The sequence below is a fragment of the Granulicatella balaenopterae genome, from assembly GCF_900111135.1.
GTDB lineage: Bacteria > Bacillota > Bacilli > Lactobacillales > Aerococcaceae > Granulicatella > Granulicatella balaenopterae.
In genome coordinates this window covers 96405-116201 of record NZ_FOGF01000001.1, presented here as the reverse complement: position 1 = coordinate 116201, position 19797 = coordinate 96405, and the positions used below count along the sequence as shown (strand labels likewise).

At 35.3% G+C, this 19797-nt stretch carries 18 protein-coding genes; 2 read left to right on the top strand and 16 right to left on the bottom strand.

Features of this window, described 5'->3' with window-relative positions; all coding sequences use genetic code 11:
- Positions 1–418: 418 nt before the first annotated feature.
- The 8 genes from BMX09_RS00495 to BMX09_RS00460 all read right to left on the bottom strand — a co-directional run bounded on the left by BMX09_RS00495 (position 419) and on the right by BMX09_RS00460 (position 6902).
- Positions 419–2494 carry a heavy metal translocating P-type ATPase gene (locus BMX09_RS00495; RefSeq protein ID WP_089745542.1) on the bottom strand — a complete coding sequence of 692 codons (2076 nt, stop codon included), beginning with the start codon at positions 2492–2494 and terminating at the stop codon, positions 419–421.
- 2 nt (positions 2495–2496) lie between these two features.
- A complete protein-coding gene (locus tag BMX09_RS00490; protein WP_089745540.1) occupies positions 2497–2784 on the bottom strand; it encodes a DUF6110 family protein in 288 nt (95 codons plus the stop codon).
- Positions 2785–2906: 122 nt separating this feature from the next.
- The gene (gene trmD, locus BMX09_RS00485) at positions 2907–3644 is read right to left on the bottom strand and encodes a tRNA (guanosine(37)-N1)-methyltransferase TrmD (protein ID WP_089745538.1); all 738 of its coding nucleotides are present in this window, start codon (positions 3642–3644) and stop codon (positions 2907–2909) included.
- Positions 3644–4165: a ribosome maturation factor RimM gene (gene rimM, locus BMX09_RS00480; protein WP_089745536.1), complete on the bottom strand. Its 522-nt coding sequence runs from the start codon at positions 4163–4165 to the stop codon at positions 3644–3646. Before rimM ends, trmD begins: the two co-directional genes overlap by 1 nt.
- A gap of 267 nt (positions 4166–4432) precedes the next feature.
- A complete protein-coding gene (locus BMX09_RS00475) occupies positions 4433–4681 on the bottom strand; it encodes a KH domain-containing protein (RefSeq protein ID WP_089745534.1) in 249 nt (82 codons plus the stop codon).
- A 37-nt stretch (positions 4682–4718) separates the two neighbouring features.
- Positions 4719–4991, bottom strand: coding sequence for a 30S ribosomal protein S16 (gene rpsP / locus BMX09_RS00470; RefSeq protein ID WP_089745533.1), 273 nt, complete (start codon positions 4989–4991; stop codon positions 4719–4721).
- Between the two features lie 105 nt (positions 4992–5096).
- Positions 5097–6542 carry a signal recognition particle protein gene (gene ffh, locus BMX09_RS00465; protein WP_089745531.1) on the bottom strand — a complete coding sequence of 482 codons (1446 nt, stop codon included), beginning with the start codon at positions 6540–6542 and terminating at the stop codon, positions 5097–5099.
- Positions 6543–6563: 21 nt separating this feature from the next.
- Positions 6564–6902 (bottom strand): putative DNA-binding protein, encoded by a 339-nt coding sequence (locus BMX09_RS00460; RefSeq protein ID WP_089745529.1) that lies wholly within the window; start codon positions 6900–6902, stop codon positions 6564–6566.
- A gap of 223 nt (positions 6903–7125) precedes the next feature.
- On the opposite strand from BMX09_RS00460, the gene BMX09_RS00455 reads away from it, so the two are divergent.
- Positions 7126–7962, top strand: coding sequence for a patatin-like phospholipase family protein (locus BMX09_RS00455; protein WP_089745527.1), 837 nt, complete (start codon positions 7126–7128; stop codon positions 7960–7962).
- A gap of 308 nt (positions 7963–8270) precedes the next feature.
- Here BMX09_RS00455 and tkt read toward each other — a convergent pair whose 3' ends face one another.
- Positions 8271–10274 carry a transketolase gene (gene tkt / locus BMX09_RS00450; protein ID WP_089745524.1) on the bottom strand — a complete coding sequence of 668 codons (2004 nt, stop codon included), beginning with the start codon at positions 10272–10274 and terminating at the stop codon, positions 8271–8273.
- A gap of 155 nt (positions 10275–10429) precedes the next feature.
- On the opposite strand from tkt, the gene lexA reads away from it, so the two are divergent.
- The gene (lexA, locus tag BMX09_RS00445; protein WP_089745522.1) at positions 10430–11053 is read left to right on the top strand and encodes a transcriptional repressor LexA; all 624 of its coding nucleotides are present in this window, start codon (positions 10430–10432) and stop codon (positions 11051–11053) included.
- A 64-nt stretch (positions 11054–11117) separates the two neighbouring features.
- On the opposite strand, the gene BMX09_RS00440 is transcribed toward lexA, so the two are convergent.
- The 7 genes from BMX09_RS00440 to BMX09_RS00410 form a co-directional block, all read right to left on the bottom strand.
- Complete coding sequence (locus BMX09_RS00440; RefSeq protein ID WP_089745519.1) at positions 11118–11915, bottom strand: ABC transporter ATP-binding protein; 798 nt, start codon at positions 11913–11915, stop codon at positions 11118–11120.
- Positions 11916–11926: 11 nt separating this feature from the next.
- Complete coding sequence (locus BMX09_RS00435) at positions 11927–12814, bottom strand: ABC transporter permease (RefSeq protein ID WP_089745518.1); 888 nt, start codon at positions 12812–12814, stop codon at positions 11927–11929.
- A gap of 426 nt (positions 12815–13240) precedes the next feature.
- Positions 13241–14584, bottom strand: coding sequence for an MATE family efflux transporter (locus BMX09_RS00430; RefSeq protein ID WP_089745516.1), 1344 nt, complete (start codon positions 14582–14584; stop codon positions 13241–13243).
- A gap of 229 nt (positions 14585–14813) precedes the next feature.
- Positions 14814–16214, bottom strand: a complete 1401-nt coding sequence (locus BMX09_RS00425) for a DEAD/DEAH box helicase (RefSeq protein ID WP_245711094.1) — start codon at positions 16212–16214, stop codon at positions 14814–14816.
- Between the two features lie 48 nt (positions 16215–16262).
- A complete protein-coding gene (locus BMX09_RS00420; RefSeq protein WP_089745514.1) occupies positions 16263–17267 on the bottom strand; it encodes a Gfo/Idh/MocA family protein in 1005 nt (334 codons plus the stop codon).
- Between the two features lie 154 nt (positions 17268–17421).
- Entirely contained in the window at positions 17422–17706 is a 285-nt protein-coding gene (locus BMX09_RS00415) for a nucleotide pyrophosphohydrolase (protein WP_089745512.1), read from the bottom strand.
- Between the two features lie 144 nt (positions 17707–17850).
- On the bottom strand, positions 17851–19548 hold the full coding sequence (locus tag BMX09_RS00410; RefSeq protein WP_089745510.1) for a M3 family oligoendopeptidase: 1698 nt from the start codon (positions 19546–19548) through the stop codon (positions 17851–17853).
- Positions 19549–19797: the final 249 nt, after the last annotated feature.

The window sequence follows — 19797 nt, the reverse complement described above, 5'->3', positions numbered from 1 at the left end:
TCGCTTTTAAAGTAAAAACCAGACTAATTTCTATAGGTTCTCCCCACATTCGTTAGTCTGGTTTTTTTATTTTATTTATGTTATTTTTTAATTATTTTATTTTATTTTATTTTATTTTATTTTATTATTGGTTGTATTTTATTTTAAATCGCAAAAAGCGTCTCATAATTTGCTCGTATATATTATTATATAGTCATCGCAAATTAATAGCTAATGTCGTTATCTCTAACAGTATACTTTTATAGCTTATCACCAGCTTCTGCTGGATAGTCGGAATCCTGATCGTTGGGAAGTCTTTCCGGCTAAAATTTACAGTGTCTTACCACTCTCAGTATTATGTTGTCAAAGAACAGATATTCTAATCTTGTTCTTTACAACATAATATTTTTTTATCGTCTAACTAAACACTAGACACTTACTACTTGATATTTTTATTTTTTAGATAATTAAAACTACTTCCAACAATTCCAGCTGTTGTTAGATTATGAACAACGGCTAAATAGTTTGGAGGGAAAATACTAAAGAGCCCTAGACCAATTAAACTAGTATTAACAATTACGGTTCTATTTAAGTTTTTCGCTAGTTGTTGATGCATCTCTTCTGAAAGTTGGGTTAAGGTCTTCAATGAGTGTAATTGATCAGATAATAGAATGATATCACAAGATTGTCTTGCAACATCCGAAGAATTATCCATTACAACACCAATATCTGCCATTGATAAGGCTGCAGAATCATTTAAGCCATCACCAATCATCAAGACACGTTCTCCGGATTCTTGGTGATTTTTAACATAATTGAACTTATCTTCTGGTTTTACTTCGGTCATTACTTCATCAAAGGTAATTTTTTGACGGAGAGTATTAGTTCTCTCGGCAGTATCCCCTGTTAAGAGGACAATTTTCTTACCGTGCCGTTTTAACCATTGCAATGTATCAATAGCATCACTTCTTAAAGGTGTATCAATGCAGAATAAAGCAATTACCTTATCCTCGAACCCTAAATATAATAAGTGATAAAAAGCTTCTGTCTCACTAATTACAGCGCGCTGTTCATCATTTAGTACCATACCTTCTTCTTTCATAAAACGACGACTACCAATCACAACATTTTTACCATCAATAGTAGATTTAATACCTTTTGAAGCAATATGTTGTAATTCGCCATGCATTTCCTCGTGCTCAATATGTTCTTGTTTGGCCTTTTCAACAACGGCTTGAGCAAATGGATGATAGACATGTTCCTCTAAGCAAGCTCCAATTCGTAAGACTTCTTCAACTGAATGACCAAAAAACGGTACAATGCGTTCAATCGTTGGAATACCCGTTGTTAAGGTACCCGTCTTATCAAATACAAAAGTTGTTAAATCATGATAGACCTCTAAATTATTTGAGCCCTTAATAACGATGCCATGTTCTGCTGCTTCATTGACTGCCGTTAGACAAGTAATTGGCGTCGCAATTTTTAACGCACAAGAATAATCTACTAGTAAGAAGGAAATTGCCTTAGTAAATGAACCTGTTAATAAATAAGTTATGGCAGCACCAATAAAGTTATATTTCACTAAATCATCTGCTTTATCAATAAATAACTTTTGCTTGCTATTGGTGATACTTTCTGACTCTTTAATTAAATCTACTAAACGATGCAAATGAACATTCGCTTGATCATTCGTCACTTCCACTACTAATTCACCAGAAGCCACTACCGTATTTGCAAAAACTTTAGACCCAGCTTTTTTAGAGATTGGGAAAGTCTCACCTGTTAATGAACTTTCATTCATATAAGCACGTCCTGAGACAACTACGCCATCATATTTTAATTCATTCCCTTCAGAAATAACAATATGATCACCTATCGTAATTTCATTCATCGTTACAAGCACTCTTACGCCATTCTTTTCAATCCAAATCTCGGCATCTTGATTCAATAAATTATGTTCCAAATCTTCAATCGACTTTTTATAAGACCAACTATCCAAATCAGTTCCTAGATTCAATAAGAACATAATCGTATTAGCAGTCTTCATCTCACCTGTTAATAAGGCAATCGCAATCGCTGTAAAGTCTAAAACACTCATATCCAAACGCTTATTCCTCAACGATTCTAACGCATCATCATAAAATGCATACGTCTTCTTCAAAGTAATCGCCAAACGTAATGGTGGCGGCGTTAAAAAACGATGCGCCATACGACGATAAACGGCCTTAGTAATAATATCGTAGGGAGTGATTGCTTTCTCCTGAGTAGGATTCAAATAGCACTCCTTCACCTTATCTACCTCAACCGCTGATAGGAATTCTTTTACAACATTCGCATTCGCATGATTAATCTCAACAGCCATTGTATACGAATCATTATAAAAGTGAATCTTTCTAATATCTTTAAAACGTCCCTTCAACTTATCCAGATAAAATCTAACATCTGGCGTTAAACGATATGATACACGCACTCTAACACGCGTTTTTGATTGATAAATAATTTTGTAATCTTTCATGACTACTCAGCCACTTCTTCATTAACTTCTTCTAGATTTGATTCAAGAAGTTCTTCATCATAAATATTTTTAGCTTCATCAACAATATCATCCATACCTTGCTTCACTTGTGACATGCTACTATCAAAGGCATCTTTTGCTTTATAGACTTTTGCTAAAGATTTCGCATATACATGTTTTGCTTCTTTACTTGCAATTAATTTTAAACCAACAGACCCTAATGCTAAACCTGATAAAAATGCTCCTGTTTTTGGAGATAATTTCGCAATATTATTTGATTTTTTATTCATAATAACGTCCCCTTTGTTTTAATTTTAATCTTACTTATAAATTTATTATCGCTTGACGAAAGTATTTTTTCAAGTAAAAATGTACAAAAAAAGCCAGTCTTGTAACCGGCTCCATTAATTCACTATTTCTCTTCTTTAATAATTTCAGATAAAACACGTTCTTCTTCTTTTGAAAGACTGTATTTCTCTAATAAATCTGGTCGTCTGCGGTATGTTTTTCTTAATGACTCTTTTTGTTGCCATTCCGCGATTTTTTTGTGATTTCCACTGAATAAGACTTCTGGCACTTCCATATCCTTGTAGACACGAGGACGTGTATATTGTGGGTGTTCTAATAAACCAGTCGAGTGCGAATCACCGATTGCTGACTGGGCATTCCCTAATACATCTGGTAATAAACGAGCTGTCGCATCAATCATTACCATAGCCCCTAATTCACCGCCCGTTAAGACAAAATCACCAATCGAATACTCATCCGTCACATACGTCTTAATACGCTCGTCATAGCCTTCATAATGGCCACAAATAAAAATAAGATGTTCTTCTTCAGCTAATTCCTCTGCATCTTTTTGGGTAAAGGTTTTACCTGCTGGATCTAATAAAATGACACGCTTTTTAGTATCTGGATGTTTTTCTTCTAAAGCTTGCAAGGCTAAATCAATTGGTTCAACCTTCAATAACATACCAGCACCACCACCAAAAGGATAGTCATCTACATGATTATGCTTATTATTGGCAAATTGACGGAAATCTAATGTGTCAAATTCAATTCTTTCTTGTTCGATTGCTTTACCGATCATTGATTGCGTCATCGGTCCTGTAAACATTTCTGGAAAAAGTGTTAATACATCAATTTTCATTAATCAATCAACCCTTCTATCACCGTAATCACAACCTTACCTTCTGCTAAATTAATTTCTTTAACAACAGGCTCGATATATGGAATTAAAATATCTTTTTTCCCTTTGGCAACAGCCTTAACCACCCAGACATCATTAGCTCCTGGTGATAAAATTTCTTTGACTTTCCCTAGTAACTCACCTTCATCTGTATAAATATCTAAACCAACGATTTCATGATAGTAAAATTCATCATCTTCTAATTCACTTAAATCAGATTCCGCCACTTTTAACAAACCATCACGGAACACTTCAACGTCTTCAATACGTGGATACCCTTCAAAAGTTAATAAGTCAAAGTTTTTATGTTTACGGTGTGATTTTACAATTAAATCAAGTGTTTCATGTCCATCACGGAATAAACGCAATTTACTACCTTTTTGATATCGTTCCTCTGCAAAGTCCGTTCTTGAAATCACACGCACTTCCCCTTTTAAGCCTTGCGTATTCACAATCTTTCCTACACCAAAATAATTTTCCATTCATTTCTTCCTCTCTTTATTACATATTATCTATTTTCTCTACCGTAACTCACCATATAAATTTAACACGATACGATAGACTTTTTTTCAAATCTTTAGCTATTAGACCCTATTTATTTTACACTATATTCAATCATTTCGCTAATTATATTTTAGAAATGCAAAAACGAATCACGCTTTATCGTAGCAGACTCCATTTTCAACTCTCAATGTAGCTTACTATACAAAAAAACCCAACAGCACTAGACTGTTGAGCTTCTTAGTTGATTATGCTGCATTGTTTTCGATATTAATTCGAACACGTTTCGGACCTTTTGTACGCACGCTATAAGCAATTGTACGGATGGCACGTGCAACACGACCTTGCTTACCAATGACACGACCAATATCATCTGGATGTACTTGTAATGAGTACTCCATAAAGTCACGTGACTCAGAAATATCAATAGTGATATCTTCTGGGTGAGCAACTAATGGTTCGACCATTGCTAAAATTAATTCACTAATATCAGGCATTCTTTTCACCTCATTTATGCATTATGCACATATTTGATTACTTAGACATTTTTGATTCGTGGAATTTTTTCATGATACCTTCTTGTGATAACAAGTTACGAACAGTATCAGATGGTTGAGCACCTTTAGATAACCATTGTAATGCTAAATCTTCATCAATTTTAACTTCAGCTGGAACTACAACTGGATTGTATGTACCTACTTTTTCGATGATACGTCCATCACGAGGAGAACGAGAATCTGCTACTACGATACGGTAAAAAGGTTTCTTTTTAGAACCCATACGTTTTAAACGGATTTTAACTGCCATGTATTTTACACCTCCAAATATTTATCTCACAGTTAGTAATATTAACAGACTTTTTATCACTTGTAAAGTGTTTTTTCTTTACAGGGTGAAATTTTTTAAATTTTTTTATTTTTTACGTTTTTTCTTCAATTTTTTCAGTTTATTATTACGTTGTTTGCGTGCCATCTTCTGCATCGCTAGTTGAGCCATCTTATCTTGACGTCCACCCATTTGTCCCATTGCGCCCATCATATTCTCTAAACCACGCATATTACCGTTAGATAATTGATTCATCATTTTCTTAGATTCATTAAATTGTTTGATTAAACGATTCACTTCAGCTAATGGACGCGCAGACCCTTTTGCGATACGTTTACGGCGCTGTTGTGATAAGATTTCTGGATTTTCACGCTCTTCATTAGTCATTGATAAAACAATCGCCTTCATTCGAGCAGTATCTTTAGGATCAACTTTTAATTGGTCCAAACCAGCCATTTTATTTAAGCCTGGAATCATTTTAATAATATCTTCTAATGGTCCCATTTTATTCACTTGGTCTAATTGGTCTAAGAAATCATTAAAGTCAAATGTATTAGCTTTAATCTTATCTGCCATCTCTTGGGCTTTTTCTTCATCGAAATCTTGTTGGGCTTTTTCGATTAAAGTCATAATGTCACCCATACCTAAAATACGAGAAGCCATACGTTCAGGATAGAAAATTTCGAAATCTTCTAGTTTTTCACCTTGACCAGTAAATTTAATTGGTTTGCCAGTTACTGAACGGATTGATAAAGCAGCACCACCACGAGTATCACCATCTAATTTTGTTAGGACTACCCCTGAGATGTCTAAACGTTCATTAAATGTTTCGGCTACATTAACAGCATCTTGCCCTGTCATTGAGTCAACTACTAATAGAATTTCTTGTGGATTAGCAACTTCTTTAATATTTTGTAATTCAGCCATTAACTGATCATCCACATGTAAACGACCAGCCGTATCGATAATGACTAAATCACGACCATCAATTTTAGCACGTTCAATACCTTGACGAGCAATCTCAACTGGATCAGCATCTGTTCCCATTGAGAATACTGGGTAATTTAATTGTTCACCTAAAGTTTGTAATTGGTCAATCGCAGCAGGACGATACACATCGGCTGCAATTAATAACGGACGCTTGTGTTCATTTTTGTGCATGAATTTAGCTAATTTACCGGCAGTAGTTGTTTTACCTGCCCCTTGTAAACCGACCATCATGACAACAGTTGGTGGTTTTGGTGAGAAATTAAATGGTGCTTGTTCGCCACCCATTAATTCTGTTAATTCTTCATTAACAATTTTCACTACTTGTTGTGCTGGAGATAATGATTCTAATACATTTGCTCCTAATGCACGTTCGTTTACAGTTTTAACGAATTTTTTTACTACTTTAAAGTTAACGTCAGCTTCTAATAAAGCTAAACGAACTTCACGCATCATCTGTTTTAAGTCAGCTTCAGTAATCTTACCTTTACCTGACACTGTGCCCATTGCGGACTGTAGACGATCTGATAAACCTTCAAATGCCATTTTAATTGCTCCTCTTATGTCTTATTTATTACTATCTTGTAATGCTTTTATCGTATTCTGTAGCGTTACATCATTGGGATAGACATTATCAATATATTTTTCTAATTGGTCGTATATTGCTTGTCTATGATAGAAATCAGCTACTAAATGTAATTGTGATTCGTATTTTTCTAATATCTTTCCAGTACGACGAATATTATCATATACAGCTTGGCGACTAACTGCGAAATCTTCAGCAATCTCCCCTAATGAATAATCGTCGGCATAATATAATTCAATATAGCCTAATTGCTTAGGTGTTAATAAACAGCCGTAAAATTCGACCAACATATTCATATGGGTTGTCTTTTCAAGTTCCATCATTCACTCCTCAATCTTTCTACAAAATCTTTAACTCTTTTATTATAATATAAGCATTCTATATATGTAAAGGTCTCACAAACTTTTCTCTCCCTTATTAGAAGAAATTGTTTTAGATTCTGATAAATTCCGAAAACAAGAATGCTATCCCCTTACAGAAGTGCTATAATAAATATGAAGATGGATAAATACTCATGATAACTATTATTCTAGGAGTGATTATGTGAAGTTTGGAATTGTAGATGTTGGTGGCGGTGAACGTGATATTTATGGTGCCGGCATTTTAGATTATTGTATGGATGAAGAGATTCATTTTGATTTGTGTTGTGGGGTTTCAGCTGGGAGTGCTAATGTCGTCTCCTATATGTCAAACCAGCGAGGCAGAAACTATCAATTTTATACGGAATATGCTTTTAGACGGGAATATATGAGCTTTTATAATTTTGTTCATAGTCGTTCATATGTAAATTTAGATTATATTTACGATGATTTATCGCATACAAATGGGGAAAACCCTTTTGATTACCAAACAATGGTCGAATCTGGCAAAGAATTAATCGTTGTTGCAACAAATGCCATTACAGGGAAAGCGACATATTTTACTTTGGATGATATCAACAAAAACCAATACGATGCTGTCAAAGCTTCTGCCTGCCTACCAATTGTTAATCAAGCCTACTTTGTTAATGGCAAACCTTATTACGACGGTGGCATTACTGATCCCATTCCCTACGAAAAAGCTTTAGAATATGGTTGCGATAAAGTGGTTATTATCCTAACGCATCCAAAAGACTTTCGACACTTGCCTCATGTTGATGACTATATGGCCCATCTATTAAATCGCCATTATCCAGAAGCTGCCCTAGCTCTCAAACAACGTGGACGCTTATACAATCAACAATTAGAGCAAGCCATCCAACTAGAAAAAACTGGCAAAATCTTAATACTAGCCCCCGATGATGTTAGTGGATTAACCGTTCTAGGCAAAAATAAAGACGCCTTAATAAACATGTACCATAAAGGTTATCAAGACGCTAGTATTATTAAAAATTTTATCTAAATCAATAATACGACTACAATTAATGTGGTCGTATTATTGATTTATTATTTTTTCGTCCACCTATCATGAACGAAAAAATAAATGATACCATTGAAGAAATTCTTCAATGGCACCATTTATTATACAATTTTTTTAATTTACTGTATTTTTATGCACCTAATAAGTATCCCTCTATTAAGGTATAAGTGTTTGTAAAAACACGCCCCATTTCGACTAATCATTTATAAATATATAAACCTTTAATAAATAAAAAAAGAGTTATACATCTTGATATGAGGACGTATAACTCTTTTATTTCATTTGTTTAATTATTTAGCAAAAGCTTCTGTATAGTTTTTCACGATATTTTCTACTGTGAAACCATATTCTGCCATTACTGTTGGTCCATTACCTGAAGCACCGAAACGATCAATTCCGATAGTTACACCATCTAATCCTACATAACGTTCCCATCCAAATGTTGCTGCCATTTCAATTGACATACGGTTACGAACTGATGATGGTAATACTGATTCAATGTATTCAGCATCTTGTTCTTCAAATAAGTTCATTGAAGGCATTGATACGACTGATACATCGTGACCTAATGTGCGTAATTCTTTTTGAGCACGAATTGCAAGTTCAACTTCTGAACCAGTTGCGATTAAGATACCTTCTGGAGTGTCGCCAACTTGGGCGCTAATTACATAAGCACCTTTAGCTACATTTGTGAAGGCTGTTTCTTTAGTATTTGGTAAAACTGGTAAGCCTTGACGAGTTAATACTAATACAGTTGGGCGATCTGTTGCTTCAAGAGCTGTTTTCCAAGCTGCTGAAACTTCATTACCGTCAGCTGGGCGGATTACGTTCACGTTTGGCATTGAACGGAATGTTGCTAATTGTTCAATTGGTTCGTGAGTTGGTCCGTCTTCACCTACAGCGATTGAATCATGTGTAAATACATAGATTCCTGGTAAGTTTGATAATGCTGCTACACGAATAGCTGCTTTTAAGTAGTCTGAGAACACGAAGAATGTTGCTACATATGAGCGTGTTCCGCCATGTAATAAGATTCCGTTTAATGCTGCACCCATTGCAAATTCACGTACACCATACCAAATATTACGTCCAGCGTAGTTTGTTGCTTCAAAGTCTTGGTCAGCTTTATTCATTGTATTGTTTGAGCATGATAAGTCAGCTGATCCACCCCAGAAGTTTGGTAATGCTTTACCTAATTCTTGGATAGCATTTTGACTTGTTACACGTGAAGCAAGAGCTGGCGTGCCTTCTTCATATGTAGGTAATACTTCTGCTAAATCGATTGCAATCTCTTCTTGGAAGCTTGTTTCGAATTGTTCAGCTAATTCTGGATAAGCTGCACGGTATTCTTCAAATAAAGATACCCATTCGTCTTGGTCTTCTTGGCCAGTTTTTACTAATAATTTTTCAAAACGGTGACTAACTTCTTCTGGTACTGTAAATGGATCATATTCCCAGCCATAGTTTGCTTTAGCGGCTGCGATTCCTTCTTCACCTAATGGAGCTCCATGAACTTTACTTGTTCCAGCAGCTGGTGCACCAAAACCAATAATTGTTTTCACTTCAATAATACTTGGTTTTTCTGTTTCGCCTTGTGCTTCTTCAATCGCTTCAGCAATAGCATCTAAATCATTACCGTCTTCAACACGAATATATTGCCATCCCATTGCTTCAAAGCGACCTTTAACGTTTTCATTAAATGATTTGTTTAATGGTCCATCTAATGAAATATCATTTGAATCGTATAATACGACTAATTTACCTAATTTTAATGTTCCAGCTAATGATGCCGCTTCATAAGAGACACCTTCCATTAAGTCGCCATCGCCACATAATGCATATGTGTGGTGGTCTACTACTGGGAAGCCTTCACGGTTATAAGTTTCAGCTAAGTGAGCTTCTGCCATCGCAAAACCTACAGCATTCGCAAAGCCTTGTCCTAATGGTCCAGTTGTTGCTTCAACACCGTCAGTATGGTGAACTTCTGGGTGTCCAGGAGTTTTGCTTCCTAATTGACGGAAGTTTTTCAAATCATCCATTGTTACATCATAACCTGATAAGTGCAACATTGAATATAATAATGCTGAGCCATGTCCTGCTGATAATACAAAGCGGTCACGGTCCACCCAAGTTGAGTCTTTAGGATTTACTTTTAAATATTTTGACCATAATACATAAGTCATTGGTGCTGCACCCATTGGTAATCCTGGGTGTCCTGAATTTGCAGCTTGAATAGCGTCAATACTTAATGTACGGACTGTATCCACAGCTAATTGATCGATGTTGTCAAACATGTTATCACTCCTTCTAAATTTCTTACTCTTTTATTTTACTGATTTATCGGGTATTTTGCAATCTATTTTTATTTTTTTACCACGAACATTTGTTTGATAAGAATACTTGTTCGTGATATAATGAATTTGAAAATATATGAAAGAAGGTATCCTTGATGAAAGCACGTAAAGAATCCCGTCAAATAGAAGTTTTAAGATGCATTTATCGCGAAGTTTCAGAGCATGGGTATCCACCAACAGTTAGAGAGATTGGTGAAGCTGTTAATCTATCATCAACCTCCACCGTTCATGGGCACTTATCTCGTTTAGAAAAGAATGGTTTTATCGTTCGTGATAAGACTAAGCCTCGTGCCATTGAAGTCACTCAAAAAGGGTTAAATGAATTAGGTATTACTCCTGATATGATTCCAATGCTTGGGGTGGTGACGGCTGGTGAACCCATTTTAGCAGTTGAGGAAGCTGAAGATTTCTTCCCAATCCCCCCCGAATTTATTGACAGTCATGAAGATATTTATATGCTTCAAATTCGTGGTGAAAGTATGATTAACGCTGGTATTTTAGATGGTGATCACGTCTTTGTTAGAAAGCAATCTCACGCTCAAAACGGTGATATTATTATTGCTATGACAAGTGAAGATGAAGCGACTTGTAAGAGATTCTATAAGGAGACAGATCACATTCGTCTGCAGCCTGAAAATGATTTACTTGATCCTATTATTTTGCCTGATGTTACGATTTTAGGTAAGGTTGTCGGTTTATATCGTAGTCATATTTTTTAATGAATAAACAAATAAAGTTGCGCAGAGCTATTTTCAGTAATAGTCTGCGCAACTTTTTTACTAGTTAGGATCCTAAGATCACGTCATCTGAAATAAGTTCTTGCCCACTGCTTTTTTGAAAAAGTTCCATTAATTTTTTAACGGTTAGGGGTTTAGCTTGGTCTTTTTTGATATCGGCGGCTACTTGTCCTTGATGCAACATGACTAAGCGGTTGCCATATTTTATGGCATGTTCCATATTATGAGTAATCATAATAGTGGTTAATTGTTGTTTTTGTACTAATTTATCGGTTAAGCGCATCACCATTTCACTAGTTTTCGGGTCTAGGGCGGCTGTATGTTCATCTAATAATAGGATTTCTGGTCGAACTAAGGTTGCCATTAATAATGTTAAAGCTTGGCGTTGGCCTCCTGATAAGAATTGGGTATCGGTTTTGAGGCGTTGTTCTAATCCAAGGTCTAGTTCTTCTAAAGCTTTGATGTACTGCTCTTTATGATGTTCTTTAACACCCCAATCCAATCCTCGTTTTTGTCCTCGTTTATGGGCGATGGCTAGATTTTCTTCAATGGTTAGGCGGGCTGCCGTTCCCATTTTTGGATCTTGAAAGACGCGGCTAATGTATTTTGAGCGTTCGATTATTTTGGCTTTGGTGATATCTTGACCATTTAATTGAATATCTCCTAAATCTGGTGTTAAGTTACCTGAGATGACATTCATCAGGGTTGATTTTCCAGCCCCATTTCCACCGATAATTGAGATAAAATCACCCTTTTCCACTTTTAAATTCAATCCTTTTAAGACATGATTTTCATTGATGGTTCCTGCTTCGAATATTTTATGGATATTGTTTAGTTGTAACATCTTTTTTCCTCCTATTTATTAATCTTCATAATAGCTTTTTGATTTTTCGCTTCTAAGGTTGGGATATAGAGGATGAGCGCTAAGAGAATAGCTGAGGCTAACTTCACTAATTGAGCATCCATTCCCGGTATTTCTAAAATAATCACCAAAATTAAGCGGTAAATAATTGCTCCAAAGATAATAGTTACTAATCTTTTTGCAAATGAGAGATTCTTAATCATAACTTCCGCTAATATAATTGATGCTAAACCAATCACAATCGTTCCTACCCCCATACTAATATCCGCAAAACCATTATTTTGTGTGAGTAAAGCACCTGATAAAGCGACTAAACCATTGCTAATCATATAACCCAGTAATTTCATTTTTTGTACAGGAATGCCATTTGCTTCACTCATTGATAAATTATCACCAGTCGCTCGTAAGGCTAGTCCTAATTCGGTCTTCATTAAGAGACTTAATAATCCAATGACCACTACCACAAATAATCCACCAATGCAAAAAACAGCTAGTGATTTAGTAAGTCCAAAGCTTTCAAATTGGCTGACTAAGGTTGTTTGTTTGAGTAAGGTTAGATTGGCTTTTCCTAAAATTTTCAAATTAATTGAATATAATGCGGTCAAAGTAATAATTCCTGTTAATAGTGGCGGTATCTGCATTTTCGTATGTAATAATCCTGACACCGCTCCCGCCGCCATACCAGCGATAAATGCTAAAAAGGTTGCTAATAAAGGATTGACGCCATTACAAATCAAGACAGCACACACTGCCCCGCCTAATGGGAAACTCCCCTCCACCGTTAAATCGGCAATATCTAAAATTCTAAAGGTTATAAAGACACCAATTGCCATAATGCCCCATAATAATCCTTGGGTAATACTTGAAAATACTAATTCCATTTTATTCACTCCTTTTAATAAATTACTGTTAGAAAGCACAAAAAGAACCACTTAGAAAAATCTAAATGGTCCTTTTTGTAAAACGCTTAAAAGAAGCTTTTAACTATGGTAAGATATGACTTCTTGGGTCCACTTAGATTCTTCATCTATGTAGACCTCATGCTTAATAACTTATAGTCTTCATAGATACAATACTATTGCTAGCTTGTACCTATGAATAATAGATACAAACTTATCTATAAACACTATAATAATAACGATTACTATTAGTCGTTGTATTAAACAAACTCATGGCCATATCCTCCTCTAATTGTAGTATGTATTATCATAATATACCTAGACATACTACTTGTCAAATGGCTTTAGTAGTTTCTATTGCTACAAGATGCCACGTTCTAATATTTTGATTCTAATGATGCACAGTACTTAGTGTGATACTTTTTTGATTCTTCTTTCAAGATAGAGATAATATCCCACACACAAAACTAAAGAACTTGCTGCACCTAATACCGTCGATAAGCCAAGATTGAATAATTTATATGGCAAGTATTTTTGTGCAATAAACGCATAGGGAATCTTTACCAAAAAGATAACTGCTACCCCTTGCAACATCACAAAACTTGAACGTTTCAAGCCATTAAAATATCCCGTCAAACAATAAACAATCGATAAAATAAAGCATTCCAATGACGTTGCTTTTAAAAATAATCCTGCACAATCTTTTACAGCTTCGTTCTCACTAAAGATACCTGCCAAGTGACTTCCCAAAAAGAATAAGATACTAGCCATCACAAATCCTAAACTGACAGATAATTTCATCGTTGTAAATAAACCTTTCTTAGCACGTTCTTTTTGCCCAGCCCCAATATTAAAAGATACAAAAGAAGATAAAGCCGTCATAAATGATAAAGGAATTAAGATTAAGAAGAGAATTAACTTCTCAGCCACACCAACACCGGCTGATTCTGTTACTCCTAAGCGATTCACAAAACCAATCAAGATAAAATAATAAAATTCATTACATAATTGCAATAAGCCAATCGGTAATCCTATCTGCATAATCTCTTTTATAGTCACATAATCCCAAGTAAAGATACGCTTATCTAATGAAAAATCAAAATCATATCGCTTCATAAAAATCAACGACAATACTACACTCAAACCTTGCGCAAAGACCGTCGCATATGCTGCACCAGTGGCTCCCATCTCAAAATACTTAATTAAGACAATATCCAAAATCATATTGGTAGCTCCTGCAATTGCCACAAACATTAAAGGCAGAGTTGAATTCCCCACCCCACGAAATAAAGCACTAATCCCATTATAACTAATAATGAAAAATGTCCCCATGCCACAAATACGCAAATAATTAGTTGTTTGTAGTAAGGCTGCTTCGGGTGCATTAGCCATCACCGCTATCTTTTCAGCAAATACACCTAATACAACTGTTACAACAGCACTCATTATTAAAATAATCCAAAATGTCCCTGCAAATACTTGGCGAGATTTATCAAAGCGTCGTTCGCCACTACTTAATCCTAGTAAAATCGTCGTCCCGCTAAAAATCCCCGTCATCAACCCATTCAGCATCAATAATACTTGGCTTGAAGTTGAAACAGCCGACATATCTACCGGCGTAGCAAATTGCCCTACTGCCCATAAATCGCATGCACCATACAAAGCCTGTAAAAATAAAGCTAAAATAATCGGCAAAGAAAATCGAATCATGGCACTGACTATCGAATCATTTACTAAATCTACTTTTTTCATCCAAACACTCCTTCAATAAACCATAAAAAAAGCCTGCTAGAGAATTTTCCCTAACAAGCGTGGATCAAGACTTTTTGTGGTCTTACTATTGGTATTAGTCTATCAAATGATGATTCTGCTGTCAATAGTCTGATTTTTTTACGAAATATCAATATATTATGGAGATTTAGTTAGTGGGATACCAATAAAAAAATTAGCAACGAAAATTCATTGCTAACTTCATTATTATTTATTTTTTTAATTTATAATCATTTTTTTTAGCGCTGAACTTCCCTTTGAAAGTTGATTGTGAGCTATTTCTTCTATTGCTTGAGCGGTTGTCATCACGATTTCCATATGATTTGCGGTCATTACGTTTATATGATGAGCGGTTGTCGTCTCGGTTACCATATGATTTACGCTCGTCACGCTTGGCGGCACGGTGAGTTTTCTTTTCTTTGCCCTCGCGAGAATATGATTTTTTCTTATCTTTTGAATATGATTTTTTCTTATCACGATTTTCATTTCTTTGCTTTTCGGGTAGGCTGGTTACCAATTCGCCACCATATACAAATAATTCTTCTAATGTGACTGTTTCTGGAACAATATGTTTTAAGTTACGTAATTCACGCTCATTCACTAATGATAAGACTAAGCCATTTTTACCCATACGACCTGTACGTCCTGATTTGTGAGTATAGCTTTCAGTTGTTTCAGAAACATCATAATGAATAACAGCTGGTAAATCTTCTACATCTAATCCACGAGCAGCAACTTCTGTGGCAATTAAATAACGGACTTCGCCTGAGCGTAATTGTTTCATAGCTTTTTGACGATCTAATTTATTGGTATCACTACTTAAGACTGCAACTGGAATATGACGATAAATCATCTTCTCCGCTAAAATTGCTACATCGGCAATTGAACGCACAAACACTAATGCTTGCATACCTTCTAATTGTGCTAAGCGACGTAATTGTTCATCACGTTTACGAGTTGGTGTAATAATATAGCCATGAGTAACATTTGCATTAACCGCTTCTTTTTCTTGGCGGACATCAATCATTTCTGGCTTAACATTAAACCATTTTTCAGCTTCTAATAATGTTTCATTACTTGTTGCTGAGAAAAAGACCATTTGACGTTGTGATGGACATTTTTTTACGAAATCACGTGTCATGCCAATTTGATCTGGTTTAAGTAGGTAGTCGGCTTCATCCAATACTAAAGCTGTTACTTGATGAAGTTTTAATTTTCTAACTTTTGATAATTCAACTAAACGGCCAACTGTTCCAATCACCATTTCTGGCTTTTTCTTTAATTGTTCTAATTGACGTTTTTGGTTCACGCCACCTGTAATTACTTGGACTGTCAATCCTTTTGCTTTACACCATACTCGTGCTACTTCACCAATTTGACGAGCTAATTCTTGACTTGGTGCTAGAACTACTGTTTGCAATTGTTTATTGGCTTCCATTTTATCGATTAATGGTAATAAGTAGGCTACTGTCTTCCCTGTTCCTGTTGGTGAAATGCCTATAACATCTTTCCCGTCTTTAATGATATCCATTGTTTTTTCTTGAATTAGCGTTTCTTTTTCAAAATTATTCGAATCCCATAATTGTTGTAATGCTTCTGTTTCTATTCTCACTTTTATTCCTCAATTTCTTTTAATGTTATTTTTATACGCTATTTTGCGCTAAATTCCTTCTTCTGATGTAAATTTGATCCCCGCTGTTTGTCGTAATTGTTCGGATACTTTGGCGACTAACTGGCTTATACTTGTCCATTCCTGATATTCTTCTAACCAAAGAGAATCATGAGGATGCATCATAACCTCGGCAAAATACATCACTTCATCTAATAAATAATGTTCTGCTGTTGGCAAGGCTAAATCTCTCATCACTTCGCCTGATTGAACAAGCTTAATCTCACTAATAATATTAATGCCATTCAATTCTAAGGTCTCTTTACCAGCATAAATCTCACAAGGTTGGCTTGATGTAATATTTTTACCGGTATGGATGGTGACGTCGAAATCTTGGTAACGTAGGATAGCTACCCCATTACCGTCGACTCCTGTTGGTAACATCTGAGCAAAATACTGAACAGCTTGCGGCTCACCAAACCAAGCAATCGACGCATATAAGGGATAAATACCTAAGTCCACTAATGCCCCACCTGAATACTCCTTCGTAAATACAGGCGCAATATCACCTTGTAAAAAGCGATCATACTTAGATGAATACTTGGCAAAACTTAAGTTAACACCATTTATAGCTGATTGATTGGCATCGACCCATTGTTTAACGATTTTGAAATTATCTTCATGGTAGTGTCGCGCTGCTTCAAAAACAAATAATCCCAGTTCTTTGGCTAACTGATGAACTTCTTGCCATTGCGCTAGATTATCAAAGGCTGGCTTTTCAACAATCAGATGTTTTTTAGCTTTTAGACAGTCTTTGGCTTGCTGGAAATGAATCGCATTCGGTGTTCCTAGATAGACGACATCGACTGCCAATTCATGCAAATCAACACTGTCATACGTCAAGGCTTCTGGAATCGCAAACTCTTCTGCAAACTGATCAGCTTTTTCTTGCGTTCGACTAATAACGGCTTCAACTTGATATAATTCTGATAACTGAACGGCTGCGACAAAATCCTTAGAAATCCAACTAGTTCCCATTATCGCTATTCTTAGCATCTCTATCCCTCACTTTTCTCTATCCTTACGATACCTAACAGTGATTGGTACTTTACTTCATCACTATTACTTGAGCTATCTTCGCTTTTTCCCTTGTACTATCTTACCACACTCTTACTAAAATAGTTAGTTAGAGCTAGACTGAATCGCAAACTTATTTTTCTAGGGGATATTTTAACGCGTTTTTAGCTATTTTTTCACGAATAATGGTTTCTAAGTCCAAATCCAAGTCATCAGCTAACATCATGGTATAGATTAAGACATCAGCAATCTCTTCTTTGACATTGACCATATCTTTTGGTTCATCTTGCCATTGGAAATTCTCCATTAATTCGCCAGCTTCAATAATAATCGATGTTGCTAGGTTTCTTGGTGTGTGGTATTGGTTCCAATCACGGTCTTCACGGAATTTATTAATCTCTTGCATTACTTCTTTCATTATATATACCTCATTTCTCTGACAAAGCTAGATGATTGCTAGACTTGTCACTATTTAGTAAAGCGTTCTTCACTATTATACGTTGAATCACGAAAAAAAGACAGCTACCTTAAAAGATAACTGCCTCGAAAATTGTTTACTATTTTATAATTTTGTGTCGTCGATTGCTAGTAAGTAATCATTTGCTGATCCAATGATGTCTGTTAAGGCACCTTCTTGGAATGGAGAGCGTAAGTTTGCAGCTTCAACGATTTGTAAGAAGCTCTTAGTTCCGCCCAAATCACAAATGCGTAGGTAGTCTTCCCAAGCTTTTTCATCATGATCAACAATGGCACGTTTCCAGAATTGTAAGGCACATACTTGAGCTAATGTGTAATCAATGTAATAGAATGGTGTTGAGAAAATATGTCCTTGTTTAAACCAGAAAGCTCCACGATTAAATACTTCTACATCTTCATAGTCTTTCATTGGTAAGTACATTTTTTCTAATTCACGCCATTTAGCTTTACGTTCTGCTGGTGTCATTTCTGGGTGTTCGTATACTTCATGTTGGAAGTGGTCAACTAAGACACCATATGGTAAGAATGTTAATGCGCCTGATAAGTGGCTGAATTTGTATTTATCTACTTGGTGTTTGAAGAAGTTCTCCATCCAAGGCCAAGCGAAGAATTCCATACTCATTGAGTGAATTTCACAGCTTTCGTATGTTGGCCATAATACTTCTGGTGATTTAATCCAACGTGAACGGAACACTTGGAAGGCATGTCCTGCTTCGTGGGTTAATACATCAACGTCGCCACTTGTTCCGTTGAAGTTAGAGAAAATGAATGGGCTCTTATAGTCATTAATATAAGTACAGTAACCACCACTTTGTTTACCTTTTTTAGCCACTAAATCTAATAATTCATGTTGCATCATAAAGTCGATGAATTCACCAGTCTCTTTTGATAATTCGTGATACATCTTCACGCCTTCACCAACGATAAAGTCAGGATCACCTTGAGGGACTGCATTGCCATCTAAGAATTCTAATGACATATCGTATGCTTTTAATTCAGGTACATCAATACGTTTAGCTTGACGTTTGTATAATGAATCAACTACTGGTACAACGTGTTTTAAGATTTCTTGACGATATACTTTTACGTCTTCACGGTTATAGTCAAAACGGTTCATATTGTAATAACCATATTCAACATAATCTTTAAAGCCTAATGTTTTAGCGATTTGGTCACGAGTCTTAACTAGTCCGTCATAGATTTCGTCAAATTTTTCTTCATTTTCTTCAAAGAATCCTGCATATACACGATACGCTTCTTTACGAGTTTCACGGTCTGTATCTTGCATGCAAGGTGTTAATTGTGCTAATGTATATGTTTTTCCTTGGAAATCTAATTGAGCACTTGCGATAAGATTTTTGTATGCATCTACTAATTCATTCTCTTTTTGTAATAATTCAATAATTTCTGGTGAGAATGTTTTGCGTGCGTTCTCAGCCAACATAAAGAATGTCTCTGGTAATACTTCTTTTAAATCTTCACGATATGTTGAATCTAATACAGCCGCATAATATAAGTTATTTAATTCTGCAAATAATGGCATGTATTCATTCCAGAAGTTTGTTTCCTCTTTATAGAATTCATCATTTGTATCGATTGAAGAACGAATTGACCATAATGTTAATTGTGTATCAATTGTGCCATCAATCTTAATGATTTTTTCTACTGTTTCTAATGCTTGTTCTTTTGACTCAGCATTTTTTAAGTCTTCTACTAATGCTGTATATTCTTCTTTTACAGCTTCATAATTTGGGCGTTCATATTTATAATCTTGAAATCTCATCTAATCACTCCTTAATAATTTTTGTTTACATACTATAGAATACAACTGTTTTTTGTTTTTAGCAATCAAATTTTTTTAAGATTTCTTAATGTTTTTCATCATTTTCTAAGGTTTACAATTAGTGATGATTTGAGCTAAAATGAAAGTAGTAAGATGAATGGAAAGTTAGGTGAGGAAAATGTTAGAAATAAGTTATATTTTTTTAGTATTTATGTATCTTTTTTTCCTATATCGTCAAGGAGAACAAGC

Bases quoted from the DNA above. Each gene is read 5' to 3' on its own strand.
- BMX09_RS00475 (WP_089745534.1), bottom strand. From the start codon at position 4,681: ATGCCTGATATTAGTGAATTAATTTTAGCAATGGTCGAACCATTAGTT.
- ffh (WP_089745531.1), bottom strand. From the start codon at position 6,542: ATGGCATTTGAAGGTTTATCAGATCGTCTACAGTCCGCAATGGGCACA.
- BMX09_RS00435 (WP_089745518.1), bottom strand. From the start codon at position 12,814: ATGGAATTAGTATTTTCAAGTATTACCCAAGGATTATTATGGGGCATT.
- BMX09_RS00410 (WP_089745510.1), bottom strand. From the start codon at position 19,548: ATGAGATTTCAAGATTATAAATATGAACGCCCAAATTATGAAGCTGTA.
- tkt (WP_089745524.1), bottom strand. From the start codon at position 10,274: ATGTTTGACAACATCGATCAATTAGCTGTGGATACAGTCCGTACATTA.
- BMX09_RS00420 (WP_089745514.1), bottom strand. From the start codon at position 17,267: ATGCTAAGAATAGCGATAATGGGAACTAGTTGGATTTCTAAGGATTTT.
- BMX09_RS00495 (WP_089745542.1), bottom strand. From the start codon at position 2,494: ATGAAAGATTACAAAATTATTTATCAATCAAAAACGCGTGTTAGAGTG.
- trmD (WP_089745538.1), bottom strand. From the start codon at position 3,644: ATGAAAATTGATGTATTAACACTTTTTCCAGAAATGTTTACAGGACCG.
- BMX09_RS00440 (WP_089745519.1), bottom strand. From the start codon at position 11,915: ATGTTACAACTAAACAATATCCATAAAATATTCGAAGCAGGAACCATC.
- BMX09_RS00490 (WP_089745540.1), bottom strand. From the start codon at position 2,784: ATGAATAAAAAATCAAATAATATTGCGAAATTATCTCCAAAAACAGGA.
- BMX09_RS00430 (WP_089745516.1), bottom strand. From the start codon at position 14,584: ATGAAAAAAGTAGATTTAGTAAATGATTCGATAGTCAGTGCCATGATT.
- BMX09_RS00460 (WP_089745529.1), bottom strand. From the start codon at position 6,902: ATGGAACTTGAAAAGACAACCCATATGAATATGTTGGTCGAATTTTAC.
- lexA (WP_089745522.1), top strand. From the start codon at position 10,430: ATGAAAGCACGTAAAGAATCCCGTCAAATAGAAGTTTTAAGATGCATT.
- rpsP (WP_089745533.1), bottom strand. From the start codon at position 4,991: ATGGCAGTTAAAATCCGTTTAAAACGTATGGGTTCTAAAAAGAAACCT.
- rimM (WP_089745536.1), bottom strand. From the start codon at position 4,165: ATGGAAAATTATTTTGGTGTAGGAAAGATTGTGAATACGCAAGGCTTA.
- BMX09_RS00415 (WP_089745512.1), bottom strand. From the start codon at position 17,706: ATGAAAGAAGTAATGCAAGAGATTAATAAATTCCGTGAAGACCGTGAT.